The organism is Candidatus Njordibacter sp. Uisw_002 (genome assembly GCF_047730155.1).
GTDB lineage: Bacteria > Pseudomonadota > Gammaproteobacteria > Pseudomonadales > Balneatricaceae > Njordibacter.
This window is the reverse complement of sequence record NZ_CP159832.1, coordinates 725,547-741,189: the sequence shown is the minus strand read 5'-3', so window position 1 is coordinate 741,189 and position 15,643 is coordinate 725,547. Positions and strand designations below refer to the sequence as shown.

At 43.2% G+C, this 15,643-nt stretch carries 16 protein-coding genes; 4 read left to right on the top strand and 12 right to left on the bottom strand.

Annotation, left to right across the window (positions count from 1 at the left end; genetic code table 11):
- Positions 1–4: 4 nt before the first annotated feature.
- From mvaD to grxD, 8 genes are all read right to left on the bottom strand, one after another.
- Entirely contained in the window at positions 5–1,033 is a 1,029-nt protein-coding gene (mvaD, locus tag ABXT42_RS03600; RefSeq protein ID WP_443629003.1) for a diphosphomevalonate decarboxylase, read from the bottom strand.
- A complete protein-coding gene (locus ABXT42_RS03595) occupies positions 1,033–2,061 on the bottom strand; it encodes a mevalonate kinase family protein (protein ID WP_443629002.1) in 1,029 nt (342 codons plus the stop codon). The genes mvaD and ABXT42_RS03595 overlap by 1 nt, the downstream gene beginning before the upstream one ends.
- Complete coding sequence (locus tag ABXT42_RS03590; protein WP_443629001.1) at positions 2,051–3,133, bottom strand: mevalonate kinase family protein; 1,083 nt, start codon at positions 3,131–3,133, stop codon at positions 2,051–2,053. Before ABXT42_RS03590 ends, ABXT42_RS03595 begins: the two co-directional genes overlap by 11 nt.
- Complete coding sequence (locus ABXT42_RS03585; RefSeq protein ID WP_443629000.1) at positions 3,130–4,311, bottom strand: hydroxymethylglutaryl-CoA synthase; 1,182 nt, start codon at positions 4,309–4,311, stop codon at positions 3,130–3,132. Before ABXT42_RS03585 ends, ABXT42_RS03590 begins: the two co-directional genes overlap by 4 nt.
- A gap of 51 nt (positions 4,312–4,362) precedes the next feature.
- A complete protein-coding gene (fni, locus tag ABXT42_RS03580) occupies positions 4,363–5,391 on the bottom strand; it encodes a type 2 isopentenyl-diphosphate Delta-isomerase (RefSeq protein ID WP_443628999.1) in 1,029 nt (342 codons plus the stop codon).
- Positions 5,392–6,462: a hydroxymethylglutaryl-CoA reductase gene (locus ABXT42_RS03575; RefSeq protein ID WP_443628998.1), complete on the bottom strand. Its 1,071-nt coding sequence runs from the start codon at positions 6,460–6,462 to the stop codon at positions 5,392–5,394. It abuts the gene before it with no gap.
- Positions 6,463–6,700: 238 nt separating this feature from the next.
- The gene (locus ABXT42_RS03570; RefSeq protein WP_443628997.1) at positions 6,701–7,306 is read right to left on the bottom strand and encodes a peroxiredoxin; all 606 of its coding nucleotides are present in this window, start codon (positions 7,304–7,306) and stop codon (positions 6,701–6,703) included.
- Positions 7,307–7,355: 49 nt separating this feature from the next.
- Entirely contained in the window at positions 7,356–7,688 is a 333-nt protein-coding gene (grxD, locus tag ABXT42_RS03565; protein ID WP_443628996.1) for a Grx4 family monothiol glutaredoxin, read from the bottom strand.
- 264 nt (positions 7,689–7,952) lie between these two features.
- Between grxD and argF the strand changes: the two genes are divergently transcribed.
- Entirely contained in the window at positions 7,953–8,879 is a 927-nt protein-coding gene (gene argF / locus ABXT42_RS03560; protein WP_443628995.1) for an ornithine carbamoyltransferase, read from the top strand.
- A 46-nt stretch (positions 8,880–8,925) separates the two neighbouring features.
- Positions 8,926–9,882 carry a LysR family transcriptional regulator gene (locus ABXT42_RS03555; protein WP_443628994.1) on the top strand — a complete coding sequence of 319 codons (957 nt, stop codon included), beginning with the start codon at positions 8,926–8,928 and terminating at the stop codon, positions 9,880–9,882.
- Between the two features lie 113 nt (positions 9,883–9,995).
- Here ABXT42_RS03555 and msrP read toward each other — a convergent pair whose 3' ends face one another.
- The 4 genes from msrP to ABXT42_RS03535 form a co-directional block, all read right to left on the bottom strand.
- Positions 9,996–10,937, bottom strand: a complete 942-nt coding sequence (gene msrP / locus ABXT42_RS03550; RefSeq protein ID WP_443628993.1) for a protein-methionine-sulfoxide reductase catalytic subunit MsrP — start codon at positions 10,935–10,937, stop codon at positions 9,996–9,998.
- Positions 10,927–11,415: a sulfite oxidase heme-binding subunit YedZ gene (locus ABXT42_RS03545; RefSeq protein ID WP_443629435.1), complete on the bottom strand. Its 489-nt coding sequence runs from the start codon at positions 11,413–11,415 to the stop codon at positions 10,927–10,929. Before ABXT42_RS03545 ends, msrP begins: the two co-directional genes overlap by 11 nt.
- A gap of 365 nt (positions 11,416–11,780) precedes the next feature.
- Positions 11,781–11,948, bottom strand: coding sequence for a hypothetical protein (locus tag ABXT42_RS03540; protein WP_443628992.1), 168 nt, complete (start codon positions 11,946–11,948; stop codon positions 11,781–11,783).
- Between the two features lie 367 nt (positions 11,949–12,315).
- Positions 12,316–12,852, bottom strand: coding sequence for a hypothetical protein (locus ABXT42_RS03535; protein WP_443628991.1), 537 nt, complete (start codon positions 12,850–12,852; stop codon positions 12,316–12,318).
- A gap of 225 nt (positions 12,853–13,077) precedes the next feature.
- On the opposite strand from ABXT42_RS03535, the gene ABXT42_RS03530 reads away from it, so the two are divergent.
- Positions 13,078–13,581 carry a hypothetical protein gene (locus ABXT42_RS03530; protein WP_443628990.1) on the top strand — a complete coding sequence of 168 codons (504 nt, stop codon included), beginning with the start codon at positions 13,078–13,080 and terminating at the stop codon, positions 13,579–13,581.
- A gap of 700 nt (positions 13,582–14,281) precedes the next feature.
- Complete coding sequence (locus ABXT42_RS03525) at positions 14,282–15,637, top strand: class II 3-deoxy-7-phosphoheptulonate synthase (protein ID WP_443628989.1); 1,356 nt, start codon at positions 14,282–14,284, stop codon at positions 15,635–15,637.
- Positions 15,638–15,643 lie beyond the last annotated feature (6 nt).

Here is a 15,643-nt window from a genome sequence, read left to right as displayed (position 1 = left end):
CCACCTACTGAAACGGGGTGATAACTTTGACAGTTTCAAAAGCCGATTCTACATCAGCCTGATGCTTGGCTTCAAACAATAATTTAAGGTTTGGCCCTGCATCCATCGTAAAATAAAGCGGCAATCCTTGGGCACGCAGCTGCCATACTTTTTGCATTTGGCTCAACGACTCAGGCTGCCAATAGATTAACGGCGGCCAAGCAGAAGCCATAGTTGCGTGCATACTCATGGCGTTATGTTCAGCAGTTTTGGCCATGGTTTCAAAATCACCCATAGCAATCGCCGCTTCAATGGTAGCTAGGTCATTTTGGGCTTGTTGTGGCCATTGTTTATATAACTTGGACGTAGCAATCGTACGCGCCATGCCTTCACGAGAAGACACTGCTTTGGTATGGCTTGAAACTGTTAATAAACCCACCCGTAAATCGGGCCATTGGTGATCTAGAGGATTAGCTACACTATCACTACCATCAGGCAGCTGCCCCGCATGCCATTTTACAAAGCCATGCCACAAAGACCGACTGGCACTGCCACTGCCCAAACGAGCCAATGCAGATAACTGGTGTTGGGGCAAATTCCAGCCCATAAGGCTATTTGTAGATAGGGTTAACGCAGCAAAGCCACTTGCAGATGAAGCCAACCCAGCAGCGGTGGGCACCGTATTAATAGTGTCTACGCCCAGCTTTAAATTTTTGGGTAAAACTCTATCAAGCCATTGACTAAGCTTTATCACAAAGCCATCACTGGCATCCAAGCCTTTACCGTTTAAGCTCACTTGATGTTTTGGCCCATCTATTATGCAAAGGTCGGTTTGAGTTCCATGATCTGCCAAAGAAATGGACACAGAGCCTGTGACAGGCAGGTTGAAGCTTGCTTCTCGCTTACCCCAATATTTGCTTAAGGCAATATTACTAGGCGCATAGGCACTGGCTTGTGCTGCAGGTGTATTAACTTTGGCGTCACCTAAAATGTGATCAACCCATTTTTCAACTGTAATATTTGAAGGCGGCGCTGAGGCTTTGATAGTTCCCATCACATAATCTCTCTTAGCGTGTTGGTTTGGTCAGGAAGGCCTGCTTCTTCGCGTAAACCTTGGGGGTCTATCTGTACGCAGATTTGTTGATGAGGCCAATCTATGGCTTGGCTACCAAGTAAAAGCACGCAGTCACCCAGTCCAGAGCCAGATATTTTTGCCCCAAATAAGACTTCATCATCCAAGCCTTTGCTTGTCTGCCCATTTGCCTGACTTAAACCCAATTTTATAATACTTTCAATGGCCTCATCACTCACACCTATGTCTCTCATAAGGTCTTGATAGTGATCCATAGTGCGAGCAAACTTTTGCCAATGCCCTTGGTGTAAAGCAACTATGCTAGATTCAACACAAGCTCCCATTTTTTCATAACAGTTTTGAAAAAACTCTGGGTCTTTCTCAGAAGCTAAAGCCACACTTGCTATGACTTTTGGTGTTGGAGTTTTGTAGCCACAATACACTAAACGTAATGTGGGAGCATTGCGCCATGTTAGCTCACCAAGTGACACTTTATCAGCACTGACAGGCTTAGCTTTAAACTTAACAACACCACCCAAAGCACTTGCCGCCACGTCTGCGCCAGAGCCATTGCCTTGCACTTGGCGAATCACCTTAATACCTAACTGCATCACTGCTTGGGGATCAAAATAACCTTTAGTCAGTAGCTCCATAGCGCCAATAGTGGCCACTGTCACCGCTGCCGAAGAACCCAAACCTAAAGTATGCTCAAAATCTGACACAATCACTAGGCCCACGCCGTGCTTAGGCGAAGTGATGGCCAGTGACTCTAATACAAAACTCAAAGGAGAATTTTTACTTAAATGCATATCCAAATCAGCCAAGGCACAGGAAAAATGGCCCATTTTAGAGTCGATAACGATATGACCATCAGTGCGCTTGTGAGCCTCTATATAGATGCGCGAAGTTAACGCACACACTAAGGCATTGTGGCCAAAAAGTACCGCATGTTCACCCATAAGCATGGTGTTAGCAGGCGCAGAAACAACCACACTTTTATTAGTCGTCATAAGCCATCCCCACTAAGTCTGGCTGCATGACTTGCATTTCATAACCTTGGTTAGCGCACAGATTAGCCAATATATTTTGCTCAAGCCCCGTTACTAGCAATAAGCCGGCCGCGTCACCTACCACACTGCCTGCACCACATATTTTTGCAGCGCCTTTATGGCCTTCTATATTTACAATAAACTCATTCACTTGCTTGGGCACTACACCAATATCACAAAGTAATTGATGATTAGCTCTTATGGCGCCTAGCACTTTTTCCTGTTGATTCTCTTGCAAGGCTGTAAGAAGATTTACTTGCACTGTATTAAATTTTTGCCACATACTTTTGGAGAAATTTTGTTGTTTCACAAACTCCACGCAGTCACCTGTAGAGCTTTCTGGCTTACCGCTACTTATCAAGAAACATGGGGGCAGTTGTAAAGCTTGTGGTGTGAGAGAGGCACTTTTAATCGCTTTACCATACTGATATTGCTGCAAGCCACCCATCACACATACATAAGGGTCTAAACCGCTAGAACGCCCGTGTTGCCAGTGCTCACTTTGGGTGGTTTTTAACACTAGCTCAGCCGCACTTAAGGGCTGGCCTAAATGTTTAAAGCTAGCAGCTAACATAGCCGCCACTAAGGCAGCAGATGAGCCCATGCCACCACCGGTGGCTAGGTTAGTCGTCAGCTCTATATGCAATCCAGTGTCATTGGGCAACACATCAACCAAACCACTGGCACCTATGGCTGCTGCAAAAAAAGCATCAGGGCCAGAAACCACATCGCTCAAAGAGCTTAAGCCAAGTGTATATTGTTGATGAGAGAGTTGGGTTTTTTGGGATAGCGCAAGTAGCTGTATGGGCGTGAATTGTTGATCTATGCCAAATGCACTTACAATAAGGTGTACACCCAAAAAATTATTACTGCTAACTTTAGCAAAGGCATATTTTTGGATGGCGCAAGCAATGGCTTGTGCGCCGTAAACAACAGCATGTTCACCACTGATAATCACTTTGCCTGGCACCTTTGCGCGAGTGCAAAAAGGCCCTGCAGTAGGGCTTACATCGGTGGTATCAAAATCGATCATCGCACCTGATAAAGGCGCTTGTGTTGGCTAATTCCCGTCAAGCGAAACTTGCCGTTAGTTTGCTGCTCAAATTCATGATCACCTCCATCTGTGGGCACTTCAAAGGCATACATTTTTTGATAGTCTGCATAGTTTAATGGCGCTCTTGCATCGAGCATGGCTTGGTGGGCTTGTTGGTGCAACATGTTTTGATAACCTTCAACCAACGTGCCTGTGAAAAATTCACCCACACTTCCAGAGCCGTAGCTAAAAAAGCCAATGCGCTTACCCGATAAATCGGCTGACGTATTATCTAACAAAGACACTAAACCAATATACATCGCAGCAGTATAGCTATTACCAGTAATACGGTTATATATAAGACTGGCACTAATTTGCTGATCTAAAGCTTTCGCACTCAGCTCATGGGCATTGCCATTAGCCAAATGATTATGCGCTTTTTGTGCCATACGACTAAACGGTAAGTGATAGCAAAAGTAATCAAAATCACCAAAATTTAAGTCACTTTGTTGTTGAAAATCTTGCCAAGCTGCTCGCACAGACCGCAAATACACCTTAGTAGAGTACTTACCGTCCACCAACGCAGTAGATCTATAATTAGGCCGCCAAAAGTCCATCACATCTTCTGTGTGTATACCTGTTTCAGGGTCTAGCTCTATAAGCCTTGGGTTTGCGCTCACTATCATCGCCACTGCACCACAGCCTTGGGTGGCCTCACCGGGCGATTGACGTTCATATCGGGCAATGTCAGAAGCGATGACCAACACTTTTTCTTTGGGTTTACGAGCTACCCATGCAGTAGCAAGTAATAAAGCAGCAGTGGCGCTATAGCAGGCTTGCTTCAGCTCAACCACACGACAACGAGGGCCCAGCTTTAACAAAGAATGTAAATACACACCCGCAGCTTTAGATTGATCTATACCGGTTTCGGTAGCAAACAAAATAGTGGTGATCGCCTGTGGGTCTTCGCCTCGTGCCTTCATCCCTTCAAGTAAAGGCACACTAGCATTGGCTGCCATAGTCACGACGTCTTCATCAGCACCAGGCACACTCATGCGCTCCTGGCCTATACCAACAGTGTATTTGGCTGCATCAGAGCCATTATTAGCGGCTAACTCTTGCAAATCTAGGCTAAAGTTAGTCGTATAAAAACTTATATCATCAATACCAACGGGCATATAACTTCTCTATCTTCCCTACTAAAACTGAACAAAGCGCAGATGTCTCAACTAACCTTCACTAAGCACTAATGTATCGTTTAAATACAGATCGTCTACACAGCTTGCAGACAATAAAAACATGGCAGTAACAAACTCTTTTTTCAAGGCTTCAATAGCATCCACAACTGCATCAGTAGATTCCATGGCCGGCCCTAAAAGCGGTTTAGCTACGCCACCTAACTTAGCGCCCATGATAACACTCTTTATCAAGTCTAGCCCATTGCGCATCCCACCGCTGGCAATGAAATGTGCATCTTGCATGTATGGACGTGCATTTTTCATGGCCAGTGGTGTAGGAATACCCCAGTCTTGTAGAGTAAAACCTAAAGTATGCGTGTCTTGCCGGCGCTGCTGTTCAATACGCGCCCATGATGTGCCGCCACGCCCAGCCACATCAAACCATTTAATACCGTGGCGCATGCCTAGCTCTATATCTGCAACACTAAGCCCTGCACCCACTTCTTTAAGCACAACAGGCACATTAAGGTTGGCTTGCGCATGGCCTATAGCTTGTGCCAAATTAGCAAAATTAGTATCCCCTTCTGGCTGCACCGCTTCTTGTAGCGGATTAAGATGTAAAAAAATAGCATCTGCGGCCAATACATCAATCGCTTTTTGTAACTGATCCGGCCCCATACCATTATTTAACTGAATGGCGCCTATATTAGCAAACAATAATGCATCAGGAGCATATTTGCGTAAATCAAAACTCGCCGCAGCCTTTTTATCCTCTAGCATTACCCTTTGTGAGCCTACACCCATAGCTACTCCAGTAATTTGAGCAGCTTGGGCCAAACGTTGGTTCACTTTCTCTACCAACACATCATCACCACCAGTCATGGAGGAAATAAGTAAAGGAAAGCTTAAACGCTTACCCATAATCTCTATGCTAGGGTCGACATCAGCTAAGTTAATCTCTGGCATGGCACGATGCTGTAACGCCATAGCATCAAAAAACCGCCCGTTACGCTCCACGCCTTCGTCTCTACCAATCACTTCAATGTGTTGCCGTTTTCGGCGATTTGTTTGATCGTTCATTTATCGCTCTAACGTCAAATGGGCTTGCATAAGCTCGCCCTGATTAGTTTGTGCTGCCAGTAAAGATAATTCTCCACATAACACCGTAGCAGCACATATTTGCGCCAAACGGCGCGCATTCGCACCTGACTCAGCCTCTTCAGAACACCCAAGCCTAGCCAAGTTTTGAGTCACAAAATCTAACCCTTTGCCGTTGCCTATGGTGCCTACAATAATATTAGGTAGGGTGCATGAAAAGTATAAATCTCCTTCTCTCACTTCAGCATGCACCATGCCTTGCGAGCCTTCTATAATATTGGCCGCATCTTGGCCTGTGGCCAAATAAAAGCCCAGTAGCATGTTAGCAAAGTGGGCATTTGCACTGCGCAGGCCGCCTGCCATGAGCGTGCCTAGTAGGTTTTTCTTAATATTAAGATCTACTATTTTTTCAGGGGTAGTCAGTAGTTTGCGCTCACACAAATCTCTGGGCACGCTAAGCTCTGCGACCACATACTTGCCACGGCCTAAAATGCCATTTACTGCGGTGGCTTTTTTGTCACTACAATAATTACCTGAAATAGATGAATAAGAAAGCGTTGGGTATTCATCCAAAACCCACTGCATGAGGCGATCTGCTGCTTTAGTGACCATATTATGGCCCGATGCATCGCCTGTCTTAAACTCTAAGCGCAAATACAATAAATTGGCCACAATCTGCATATTCATATCAATAAGCTTGGCAAAACGACTGGTTTCACTCACGATTAATTGCATTTCGTCTTGGCGCATTTCAATAGAACGCCATGCATTGAGCACTTGGCTCGCATCTTTTGCTTCTAGCAAAATAGAGCGGGTCATACGCTCATCAACCAATGTGGTTTTTATGCCTTCATCACACAAGGTAGACAGCCTAGCGCCACGACCTACCGAATGCCACAAAGGGATTTCGTAAGTAGCCAGCGGCACTGACACTTTATCTTGCCATGCATTATCCAAGCTTTTTTGAGAACTGATTTTCATGGGGCCAACAAAACGCATAGGCACGGGTGCTGAAGTCACTTTTGGGCTCGTTTTAGCTGGGGTAGGGGCCATGCAAGGTGCCTTATAAAAAGTAAGTAACGCGAAGGGTAATTGATAGTGATTTTAACTAGCCCTATGGGGTAATGCAATGATGATGATCAACCATATGCGCACGCCAACCATTAAACACTTATTTAAGGCCTATTTAACATAGATATGCCATCTATTTTTTAGGAAAAACTTAGGCACAAAAAAGCCCCGTTAACTATTATATTAGCGAGGCTTTTTATCACAAGTGCTGGCACAAAGCTTACAGCTTGTCAGCGTTCTCACTTAGGTAAGAAGCAACACCTGCAGGTGAATCTTTCATGCCCGAATCGCCTTTAGTCCAACCCGCTGGGCAAACTTCGCCATGCTCTTCATGGAATTGAAGCGCATCAAAGATACGCAGCAATTCGTCCATGTTACGACCCAAAGGTAAGTCATTAATGATCTGTGAACGCACTTGGCCGTCACGGTCGATAATAAAAGCACCACGATAAGCCACACTGCCATCTGCCAGCTCAACGTCGTAAGCGCGGCAAATATCATGGGCCATATCTGCTGCTAAAGTGTATTTAACTGGACCAATACCGCCGTCGTTTATAGCCGTGTTGCGCCATGCATTGTGAGTAAAATGAGAGTCTATAGACACTCCTATCACTTCTACACCTAGAGCCTTGAAATCATCCATGCGGTGATCTAAAGCAATCAGCTCTGATGGGCAAACAAAAGTGAAATCTAGTGGGTAGAAAAAAACCAAAGCATATTTGCCTTTAGTGGCGGCGCTAAAGTTAAAGTCATCAACAATAGTACCGTCGCCTAATACAGCCGGTACCGTAAAATCTGGGGCTTGCTTGCCTACTAATACGCTCATAGTGTTTCCTCTATTAGAGTGAGTTGCTGTGGTTTTGTATAAGTGTTACTTATTCTGCATCATCGTCTTTGGGGGCAGCAGCACTGATAAGTGTTGCTAATTCGCCTGACTGAGCTAAGTCTGTAATAATATCGCACCCACCCACAAGCTCACCACCTACCCACAATTGTGGAAACGTAGGCCAGTTTGCATACTTAGGCAATTCTGCACGAATATCAGGGTGCTCTAAAATATTCACAAAAGCAAAACGCTCGCCACAGTTCATTAGGTTTTGCACAGTTTGTGAGGAAAAGCCACATTGAGGAAATTTAGGTGTGCCTTTCATATACAATAAAATCGCATTGCTTTGAATCTGTTCTTTAATAGTGGCTAATGTGTCCATAATGATGGTCTCGCTGGGTTGTAATGACTTAATTCGGATACTTTTTGAGCACGCAAAAAAAGCAGCTCATTCATAAACGCAATTATAAACCTATCCTACCAATTTAGTCAGGTATTATTTGGCCAATAAAGTACCGCGTGCCTTTATGGTCCGGCATATACCTTTATATTTAACTATTTACGCTATTTATAGGGTCTATAGGCTTGGATATTTGCAAGCACGATGTATTCGCCGTATGATTTCTTGTTTAGGCGACTATTATCCATGTCTACTCCTTCACCACGTCACTTTTTGACCTTACTCGACTTATCGCCAAATGAACTCAATTGGGTGATTAACCGCGCCATAGAGCTTAAGAACATTAGACGTCAAGGCACTGTGTACGAGCCTTTTCGTAACCAAGTGCTGGGCATGATTTTTGAAAAATCATCTACCCGTACCCGTGTATCGTTTGAATCTGGCATGGCGCAACTAGGTGGCCACGCTATATTTCTCTCTTCAAAAGACACCCAACTAGGCCGCGGCGAACCCATCATAGATAGTGCAAAAGTAATCTCTAGCATGGTGGATATTATTATGATTCGCACGTTTTCCCATAGGCAAGTAGAAGAGTTTGCAGCCCATTCTAAAGTGCCTGTTATTAACGCACTCACCGACGATTATCACCCGTGCCAATTACTTGCCGATATACAAACCTTTGTAGAGCACCGTGGCAGCATTAAAGGCAAAACTGTCACTTGGGTAGGCGATGGCAACAACATGTGCCATTCATTTATGAACGCCGCCAAACAGTTTGATTTTAAGCTTAATATCGCCTGCCCAGACGGCTACTTACCCAATGCCGCACTAATGGCCAGTAACGCAGACCGAGTAACGCTGATACAAAACCCCAAACATGCTGTGGTAGGTAGTCACTTAGTAGTGACCGATACTTGGGCCTCTATGGGCCAAGAAGACGAGAAAAAAGCTCGTGAGGCAGCCTTTGTAAATCATCAAGTAAACCCACAGCTTATGGACTTAGCCCAGCCAGATGCATTATTTATGCACTGCTTACCCGCCTATCGTGGCTTGGAGATTAGCCATAATATGTTTGATGATCCGCGCAGTGTGGTTTATGACGAGGCAGAGAATCGTTTGCATGCACAAAAAGCACTCATGGAATTTTTACTGCTGCATCCACAAACTCATTAACCTACCCTTTTTGTAATCCAATAAAGACCAGAACTAAATACAACTAATGATTGAGCTAAGACACCTACGCACACTATCCGCCCTAAGAGAAACTGGCAGCTTGGTGGAGGCCGCTGAGAAAGTGTTTCTCACTCAGTCGGCCTTGTCTCACCAAATTAAAGACTTAGAGCATAAACTGGGTTTAGAGCTATTTATTCGCAAAACTAAACCTGTAGAGTTCACCACTGCAGGGCAAAGGATGCTGCTCTTGGCTGACGACTTATTGCCACAGATTAGCAACACTGAACGAGAGCTTGGCCGTTTGGCTGCTGGTGCCGTGGGCCGCCTTAACATTGCTATAGAGTGCCACAGCTGCTTTCAATGGCTTATGCCAAGCTTAGACCGATATCGAGGTGACTGGCCCGAGGTGGAGCTAGATTTAGCCAGCGGATTCAACTTTGCCCCCCTGCCAGCACTGCGCAGTGGTGAGCTAGACCTTGTGATTACCGCCAACCCTAAAGATTTGCCTGGCATTAGCTATGTGCCGTTGTTTAGCTACGAGTCTGTACTTGCCGTAAGCAACCGTCATCCACTGGCCCAAAAAGCATTTATAGAGCCACAAGACATTGTAGACCAAACCCTTATTTGCTACCCAGTAGATAAGGATATGTTGGATGTGTTTGTGCAATTTTTAGACCCCGCAGAAGTAGAGCCAGCAGCCATAAGACACGCAGAGCTTACTGTAATGATGATGCAACTGGTAGCTAGTGGTCGAGGCGTGTGCGCTTTGCCAAACTGGGCGCTAGAAGAATATAGCAGCCGTGGCTACGTGACTGCCGTGCCTATGGGTGAGTCTGGCATTTGGTGCACTCTTTATGCTGCACTGCGCAGTGACCAAGCCAACAGTAAGTACATGATGGATTTTTTGGTCACCGCCCGTGAAACTTCTGCCGCAACCCTAGTGGGTGTAAAGCAAACCAACCAGCAAGGCCAGCCCCTAAAGCCACCGCAAGATTGCCTGTAATCACAGGCCCAAGCTTAAACCCATGACTTATGGGTTAAAAGGGTCTACCTTTATAGCATCGGCATCTCTTACCAAAGCTTATTAAAGGCGCTGGTAAGGCACTTCATCACACGCTAAAAAAAATATAATCGGTTTTCCACATCTGGATACATATGTGCAACCTCCTGTGCATACCCGTTATACAACAGCGTAGGCTTGCGACCTAGCTCGCCAATTACTCGCTCTGTCGCTTGCGTCCAACGTGGGTGGTTAAATTTAGGGTTAACGTTAGCATAAAAACCATATTCTCTTTTGTTTTGTAGCCACCATGTGTTTTGGGGTATTTTCTCGACTAACTCGATCTTTACAATAGATTTGGCATACTTAAAGCCATATTTCCACGGCACTACTAATCGAATAGGCGCTCCATTTTGCTGCTCTAACGGCTTGTCATATATGCCCGTGGACAATAATGTCAAAGGATTCATTGCTTCTTCTATGGTCAAGCCTTCTACATAAGGCCCACCAGCCCAACCTGCATTAGGCATCTGTTGGGGATCATTTATCGTAGTAAAACGTACATATTTAGCTTTGCTATTAGGTAGTGCAGATTTAATAACTTCAGATAGTTTGATACCGTTCCACGGGATCACCATCGACCACGCTTCTACGCAGCGAAATCGATATATATGATTCTCAATAGCAGATTCACCCTTAATATCAGCAATATCATAAATGCCAGGCTTATCGGCTCCCTCACCACCAATTTCAACACTCCAAGGCGAAGTAGTTAATGTTTTAGCTGCTTTGGAAGGATCATCCTTACCAAAACCAAATTCATAATAGTTGTTATAGGACGTGATTGTCTCATATGGCGTTGGCACTAATGGCTGGCTTTGTTCATTTGGTAACTCGGATACTTTAGGAAATGGCATTTGTCCATCCTGCTTCTCTTGAAAAATACCATACGCTTTATCTATTAAGGGCACCCCTAATACGCCAACCCCTGCAGCAATTAAAATGCGGCGCCTTTTATATACTTTTTCTGGTGTAATCTCAGACGACTCAATGGGCATGACGATACCTCCAAATAAATACTAAAATTAATACTAAGCCCATGAGCAAGGGCTCTGACTCTGCTGTTTTTTGTGCCATAAAATGATGCGCAATTACTCCAGAAATAGCCACGTACGTTAATGAGTGTAGTAATTGCCACTTGCGAAAGCTAAGATATTTAACAGCACGATTGTTGGATGTAAGTGCTAAGGGTAACAGCAAAGAAAAGGCTAAAATGCCAAGTAAAATAAACAAGTTGCCTTTAATTTCATCAAACATTAGTGCCCAATCAAAGTAAAACTCCAAAACAATCCAAATAACAAGGTGTGCGGCGGCATAGATAAATCCCCATACTCCAATATTACGACGCATCCATAGGTTACGCTTAGCCCATTTGAATCTGTGGCTCAAAGGAGTAAAAAGCAAACTGATAAGTAACAAATAAGCTCCATACCTACCCGTAAAATCTCGTAGGTTCGATACTAAATCGGGCCCCATTAACGCTTCAAAGGAACCTAAAATTAATAATAAACATAAGCCAATGTTCAGCACGTGTTTTTGTGTTTTTCTAGGTAACCAACTTAGTCTCACAAGCACTCTCTTTTACTTAAAATTGATAATTATTTTGGAAAGCTATTTCCCACAAAATAAACACTAATATTAAACCACTAAAAATATACAAAATCTAATCACACCTAATTCATAAACGCTCTAAAGACCAAGGTTTAGGGCCATATAACACTAGTACTAACATCTCGAGGCCCCATAACTGGTGTGCATAAGAATCATTTGCCAATATAGTTTCTGCTGCCCTAACTAGGTATCCAGCGAATAACCATGAGACGATAGTCAGTGCTGATAATTTAGAGACAATAGAGCGGAGTCTCCTTGCTGGTTTTGTAACACCAAAATATAGCTTTGTTGTTGGTTGCTGGCTTCACCATATTTAAAGCTTTGTTTCGAATAATACGACTCATCCACCTTACTGTCTTACTTTTTTTGGCACCGTAGCTATCCAAATTATTCCACATTTCAACATAGCCGGCCTGTAAGCAATCTTAGGCAAGTCATGATTCTTTAATATACGCAGGCACACTGGAAAAAGACGCATTTGAGTGGATTACTATAGTGTTTTAAAGGCATGAGGGGTAGATTGAGCTGCGCAGATTATAAAAAGTTGTTGCAGGCCTTTATCAAAAAAACTTGATCGCATACTTTATTACCTAAAGTACAATATTATTATAAGTTAAATGATATGTACGGAGTTACTATCTTGAATTTATTAGATTTGGTTTTGAGTCAAGTTATAAGTTTAACACTAAGCCACTTAAGCAATATACAAAACTACGCGGCAAAATCTACCCAGCTTTTATATACAAACTATGACATAGTAATGAATTAATTTTTGGGGTCTGCGGGCGTGGCGTTTATTGTCCAGCCTAGATCATTCAATACTTTATCAGCATCGTAGCCACGAGCTTGAGCTTCACATTTAATATTATCTTGTAAGAATTTATAAAACTCACGTTTTTCCTGTTTTGTCTTTAAGCGTCCAAGCTCATCCTTGATGATCAATAACATATGACCAACCGTGCTTGTTGGCGCTCCATCACCAAAAATTCGTTTTGTTGATTTTGTACTCAAGCCAACCATTGTCGCCATTTTATTGTGCGTAAGACTAGGATCAATCGCAACCAATAGGTCATAGACTTCATGCATTAACGGCACTTTTGGAATAGGAGATAACTCAGGCCGCTCCAACAGCATTCGTATCATCAAAGAATGCTGAATAAGTAGCTCGCCTTTTTCTCTATTGGCGTTTTTCACCCACTGGGCTGAGGAAAAACCAAACAACCACGAAAGGGATGCAATCCGTTCGTTTAATACAACGGATAGCCTCTTAAGCTCTTTACCTGATAATGGGTTTGATGACATGAGTTACATTTATTCCTAACTTTGGAAAAGGTTAAACATTTTATAAAATTTATTATATACTAGATTTGCTTAATGGGCAGCACCAAGCAAATAATGATCTCATTAATGTAAAACCATCAATAAAACAGCGCTAAATTATCTATGCAAAGCCTACTTTTTTACACAAAGTTTAATAAATCGGATACTTCTGATACTACGCATGAATTAGATAATTCAGTGCTTACAATGCTTGGGATTGAATCGCCACAAGGCGCCTTATACACGGGCATGTATGGAGCGTCATCAAGCCGGAAAGCTTTTTCCTTTTTAGACGCCATGTTTAAAGAAGAAGGCCATCGTTGCTGTGCAGTTACTGTTGACTTCGACTTTGATGTTTACCCACTACGCTACACTGGTATTGCAGAAAGAACAAACTCAGATGACATTCTAATCAGTGGATCAAAAGTACTAAACACCCTTCGCTTGCGTCCAGATCTAAAGTCTCAAATCAAAGCTCAGTGGAAAAATCGAATGATTGAAGGGGGCGCACCGGTAAAACCTGAGCTTCCTCAACCTATTACACAGATTGAGCTAGTTGATGCATTCTTAATTGACTACCCAGATGTTGAGCTATTTATTTATCAAGTAATGTCGCCTGTAGGCCCGCTCTCTGTGGGTAGTATTTATAACAAGCAACCCTTAGCGCTAAGCCCATGGTTTGATATTGAGGGAAGCATTGCCTTTAAGTAACCCTTCCAAATACCCACTAAACTCCACCTTATAACTTAACGGTTAATTCAACTCTCGCATTTGGCTAGTGGGCTCAATAGTGATTTTTTTTGTTGAATCTACAGCTTGCACTAAATCTCCTTGCTCAATGTGATTAATAATCCACACACTGCTATCATAAGCCTATGTTCATAGCTATTTGATGAAACGCATCAGCTTCACTAATATCTTTATAGGAACTTTGTGGGCGTTCTCAGATACCGTTTGTAAAGTGTTTTGAAGCATCCTTAGAATACAGATCATTTTGAACATCGGCTGTACCAAACAACACTGTCCTAGCGGGTATACCTTTCACTTCCTTAGATAAAAGTTCGGAGTCACCTATAAGTATTATTTTTGATGTATCTATTCTTTCAAAATCACTAACTTCCTTTGTGTGATTATCAATGACTTCTGCATTGTATAATGCTGTTTAAGGGACGGCTAAGACAATATTTATACACACGGTATAACTTATAATTAACTATTCATGCAAGTATAGTAGATTTTAAAAAAGTGGACTTTAATTATGCGATCTTCGTACATGAGGACGCGTACCACACTAATTTAAACTAAAAATAATGGAAACTAAATTGTACCTGATAGGTAGTCGTGATATAAAATAGAGATACTAATACATTGCCTAAAGCACTGTCTAATCTACTATTTTTTGGCCCTACTAATGAAACCATGGTCTCCAACCAGCTGGCGTAAATTTCCAATATTACAACAACCTAACTACCCTGACCTACATGAGGTTGCGCGCGTTGAACAACAAATTGCTCAGGTACCCCCTTTGGTGTTTGCAGGTGAGGCACGCGCGTTAAAAAAACACTTATCCCAAGTCACTAATGGCAAAGCTTTTTTGTTACAAGGCGGAGACTGTGCAGAAAGCTTCTCTGAATTTGGCGCGTCAAACATACGTGACACTTTTAAAGTAATGTTACAAATGGCTGTAGTATTAACCTTTGCAGGCAGTTGCCCTGTGGTTAAAGTGGGTCGTATGGCTGGTCAATTTGCTAAACCAAGGTCTGCAGATACTGAGACTCTAAATGGAGTAGAGCTTCCAAGCTATCGTGGTGACATTATTAACAGTGCCGACTTTACTTTGGCTGCCCGTGCTCCCGACCCAGAACGTTTAATGCAAGCCTACAATCAATCGGCAGCAACTCTTAATTTACTTAGGGCTTTTGCCCAAGGTGGCTTCGCAGATTTGAACAAAGTCCACCAGTGGAATCAAGACTTCGTAAGAACAAGCCCCCTTGGCGCCCGTTATGAGAACCTAGCAACACAAATTGATCAATCTTTGAACTTTATGAACGCCTGCGGCCTTAATGCTGAAAATGCGCCACAGCTCCATAAAACCAGCCTTTATACTTCTCATGAAGCCTTACTTTTGAACTATGAACAAGCATTAACTCGCCAAGATAGTCTGACTAATGATTGGTATGACTGTTCTGCACACATGCTTTGGATTGGAGATCGTACTCGTCAACCAGACGGCGCTCATGTTGAGTTTTTACGTGGTGTTAAAAATCCCCTTGGATTTAAGGCAGGACCTACAATGAAAGCAGACGACATGTTGCGTTTGCTAGACATCCTGAACCCTGACAATGAAGCGGGCCGAATTAACATTATTACCCGCATGGGTGCAGATAATGTAGAAACCTACCTTCCTGGCTTAATTAGGGCCGTAGAGAAAGAAGGTCGTAACGTACTTTGGAGTAGTGATCCAATGCACGGCAACACTATTAAAACCCATACGGGCTATAAAACTCGTCAAGTTAAAGATATATTGCGAGAAGTTAAGAGCTTTTTTGATGTACATAATGCTGAAGGCACTTATGCTGGTGGTGTGCATTTTGAAATGACTGGACAAAATGTCACTGAGTGTATGGGTGGTGCGCACGATATCACAGCTGAAGGCCTAGCTGACCGTTATCACACTGCATGTGATCCTAGGCTCAATGCCGATCAAGCATTAGAATTAGCTTTCTTAATTGCAGAGACTCTCAAACAAGCGCGAATTAATCGCTAGTCTTTT

Bases quoted from the DNA above. Each gene is read 5' to 3' on its own strand.
- ABXT42_RS03525 (WP_443628989.1), top strand. From the start codon at position 14,282: ATGAAACCATGGTCTCCAACCAGCTGGCGTAAATTTCCAATATTACAA.
- mvaD (WP_443629003.1), bottom strand. From the start codon at position 1,033: ATGGGAACTATCAAAGCCTCAGCGCCGCCTTCAAATATTACAGTTGAA.
- argF (WP_443628995.1), top strand. From the start codon at position 7,953: ATGTCTACTCCTTCACCACGTCACTTTTTGACCTTACTCGACTTATCG.
- msrP (WP_443628993.1), bottom strand. From the start codon at position 10,937: ATGCCCATTGAGTCGTCTGAGATTACACCAGAAAAAGTATATAAAAGG.
- ABXT42_RS03595 (WP_443629002.1), bottom strand. From the start codon at position 2,061: ATGACGACTAATAAAAGTGTGGTTGTTTCTGCGCCTGCTAACACCATG.
- ABXT42_RS03575 (WP_443628998.1), bottom strand. From the start codon at position 6,462: ATGGCCCCTACCCCAGCTAAAACGAGCCCAAAAGTGACTTCAGCACCC.
- ABXT42_RS03570 (WP_443628997.1), bottom strand. From the start codon at position 7,306: ATGAGCGTATTAGTAGGCAAGCAAGCCCCAGATTTTACGGTACCGGCT.
- ABXT42_RS03535 (WP_443628991.1), bottom strand. From the start codon at position 12,852: ATGTCATCAAACCCATTATCAGGTAAAGAGCTTAAGAGGCTATCCGTT.
- ABXT42_RS03590 (WP_443629001.1), bottom strand. From the start codon at position 3,133: ATGATCGATTTTGATACCACCGATGTAAGCCCTACTGCAGGGCCTTTT.
- ABXT42_RS03540 (WP_443628992.1), bottom strand. From the start codon at position 11,948: ATGTGGAATAATTTGGATAGCTACGGTGCCAAAAAAAGTAAGACAGTA.
- fni (WP_443628999.1), bottom strand. From the start codon at position 5,391: ATGAACGATCAAACAAATCGCCGAAAACGGCAACACATTGAAGTGATT.
- ABXT42_RS03530 (WP_443628990.1), top strand. From the start codon at position 13,078: ATGCTTGGGATTGAATCGCCACAAGGCGCCTTATACACGGGCATGTAT.
- ABXT42_RS03585 (WP_443629000.1), bottom strand. From the start codon at position 4,311: ATGCCCGTTGGTATTGATGATATAAGTTTTTATACGACTAACTTTAGC.
- ABXT42_RS03545 (WP_443629435.1), bottom strand. From the start codon at position 11,415: ATGGGGCCCGATTTAGTATCGAACCTACGAGATTTTACGGGTAGGTAT.
- grxD (WP_443628996.1), bottom strand. From the start codon at position 7,688: ATGGACACATTAGCCACTATTAAAGAACAGATTCAAAGCAATGCGATT.
- ABXT42_RS03555 (WP_443628994.1), top strand. From the start codon at position 8,926: ATGATTGAGCTAAGACACCTACGCACACTATCCGCCCTAAGAGAAACT.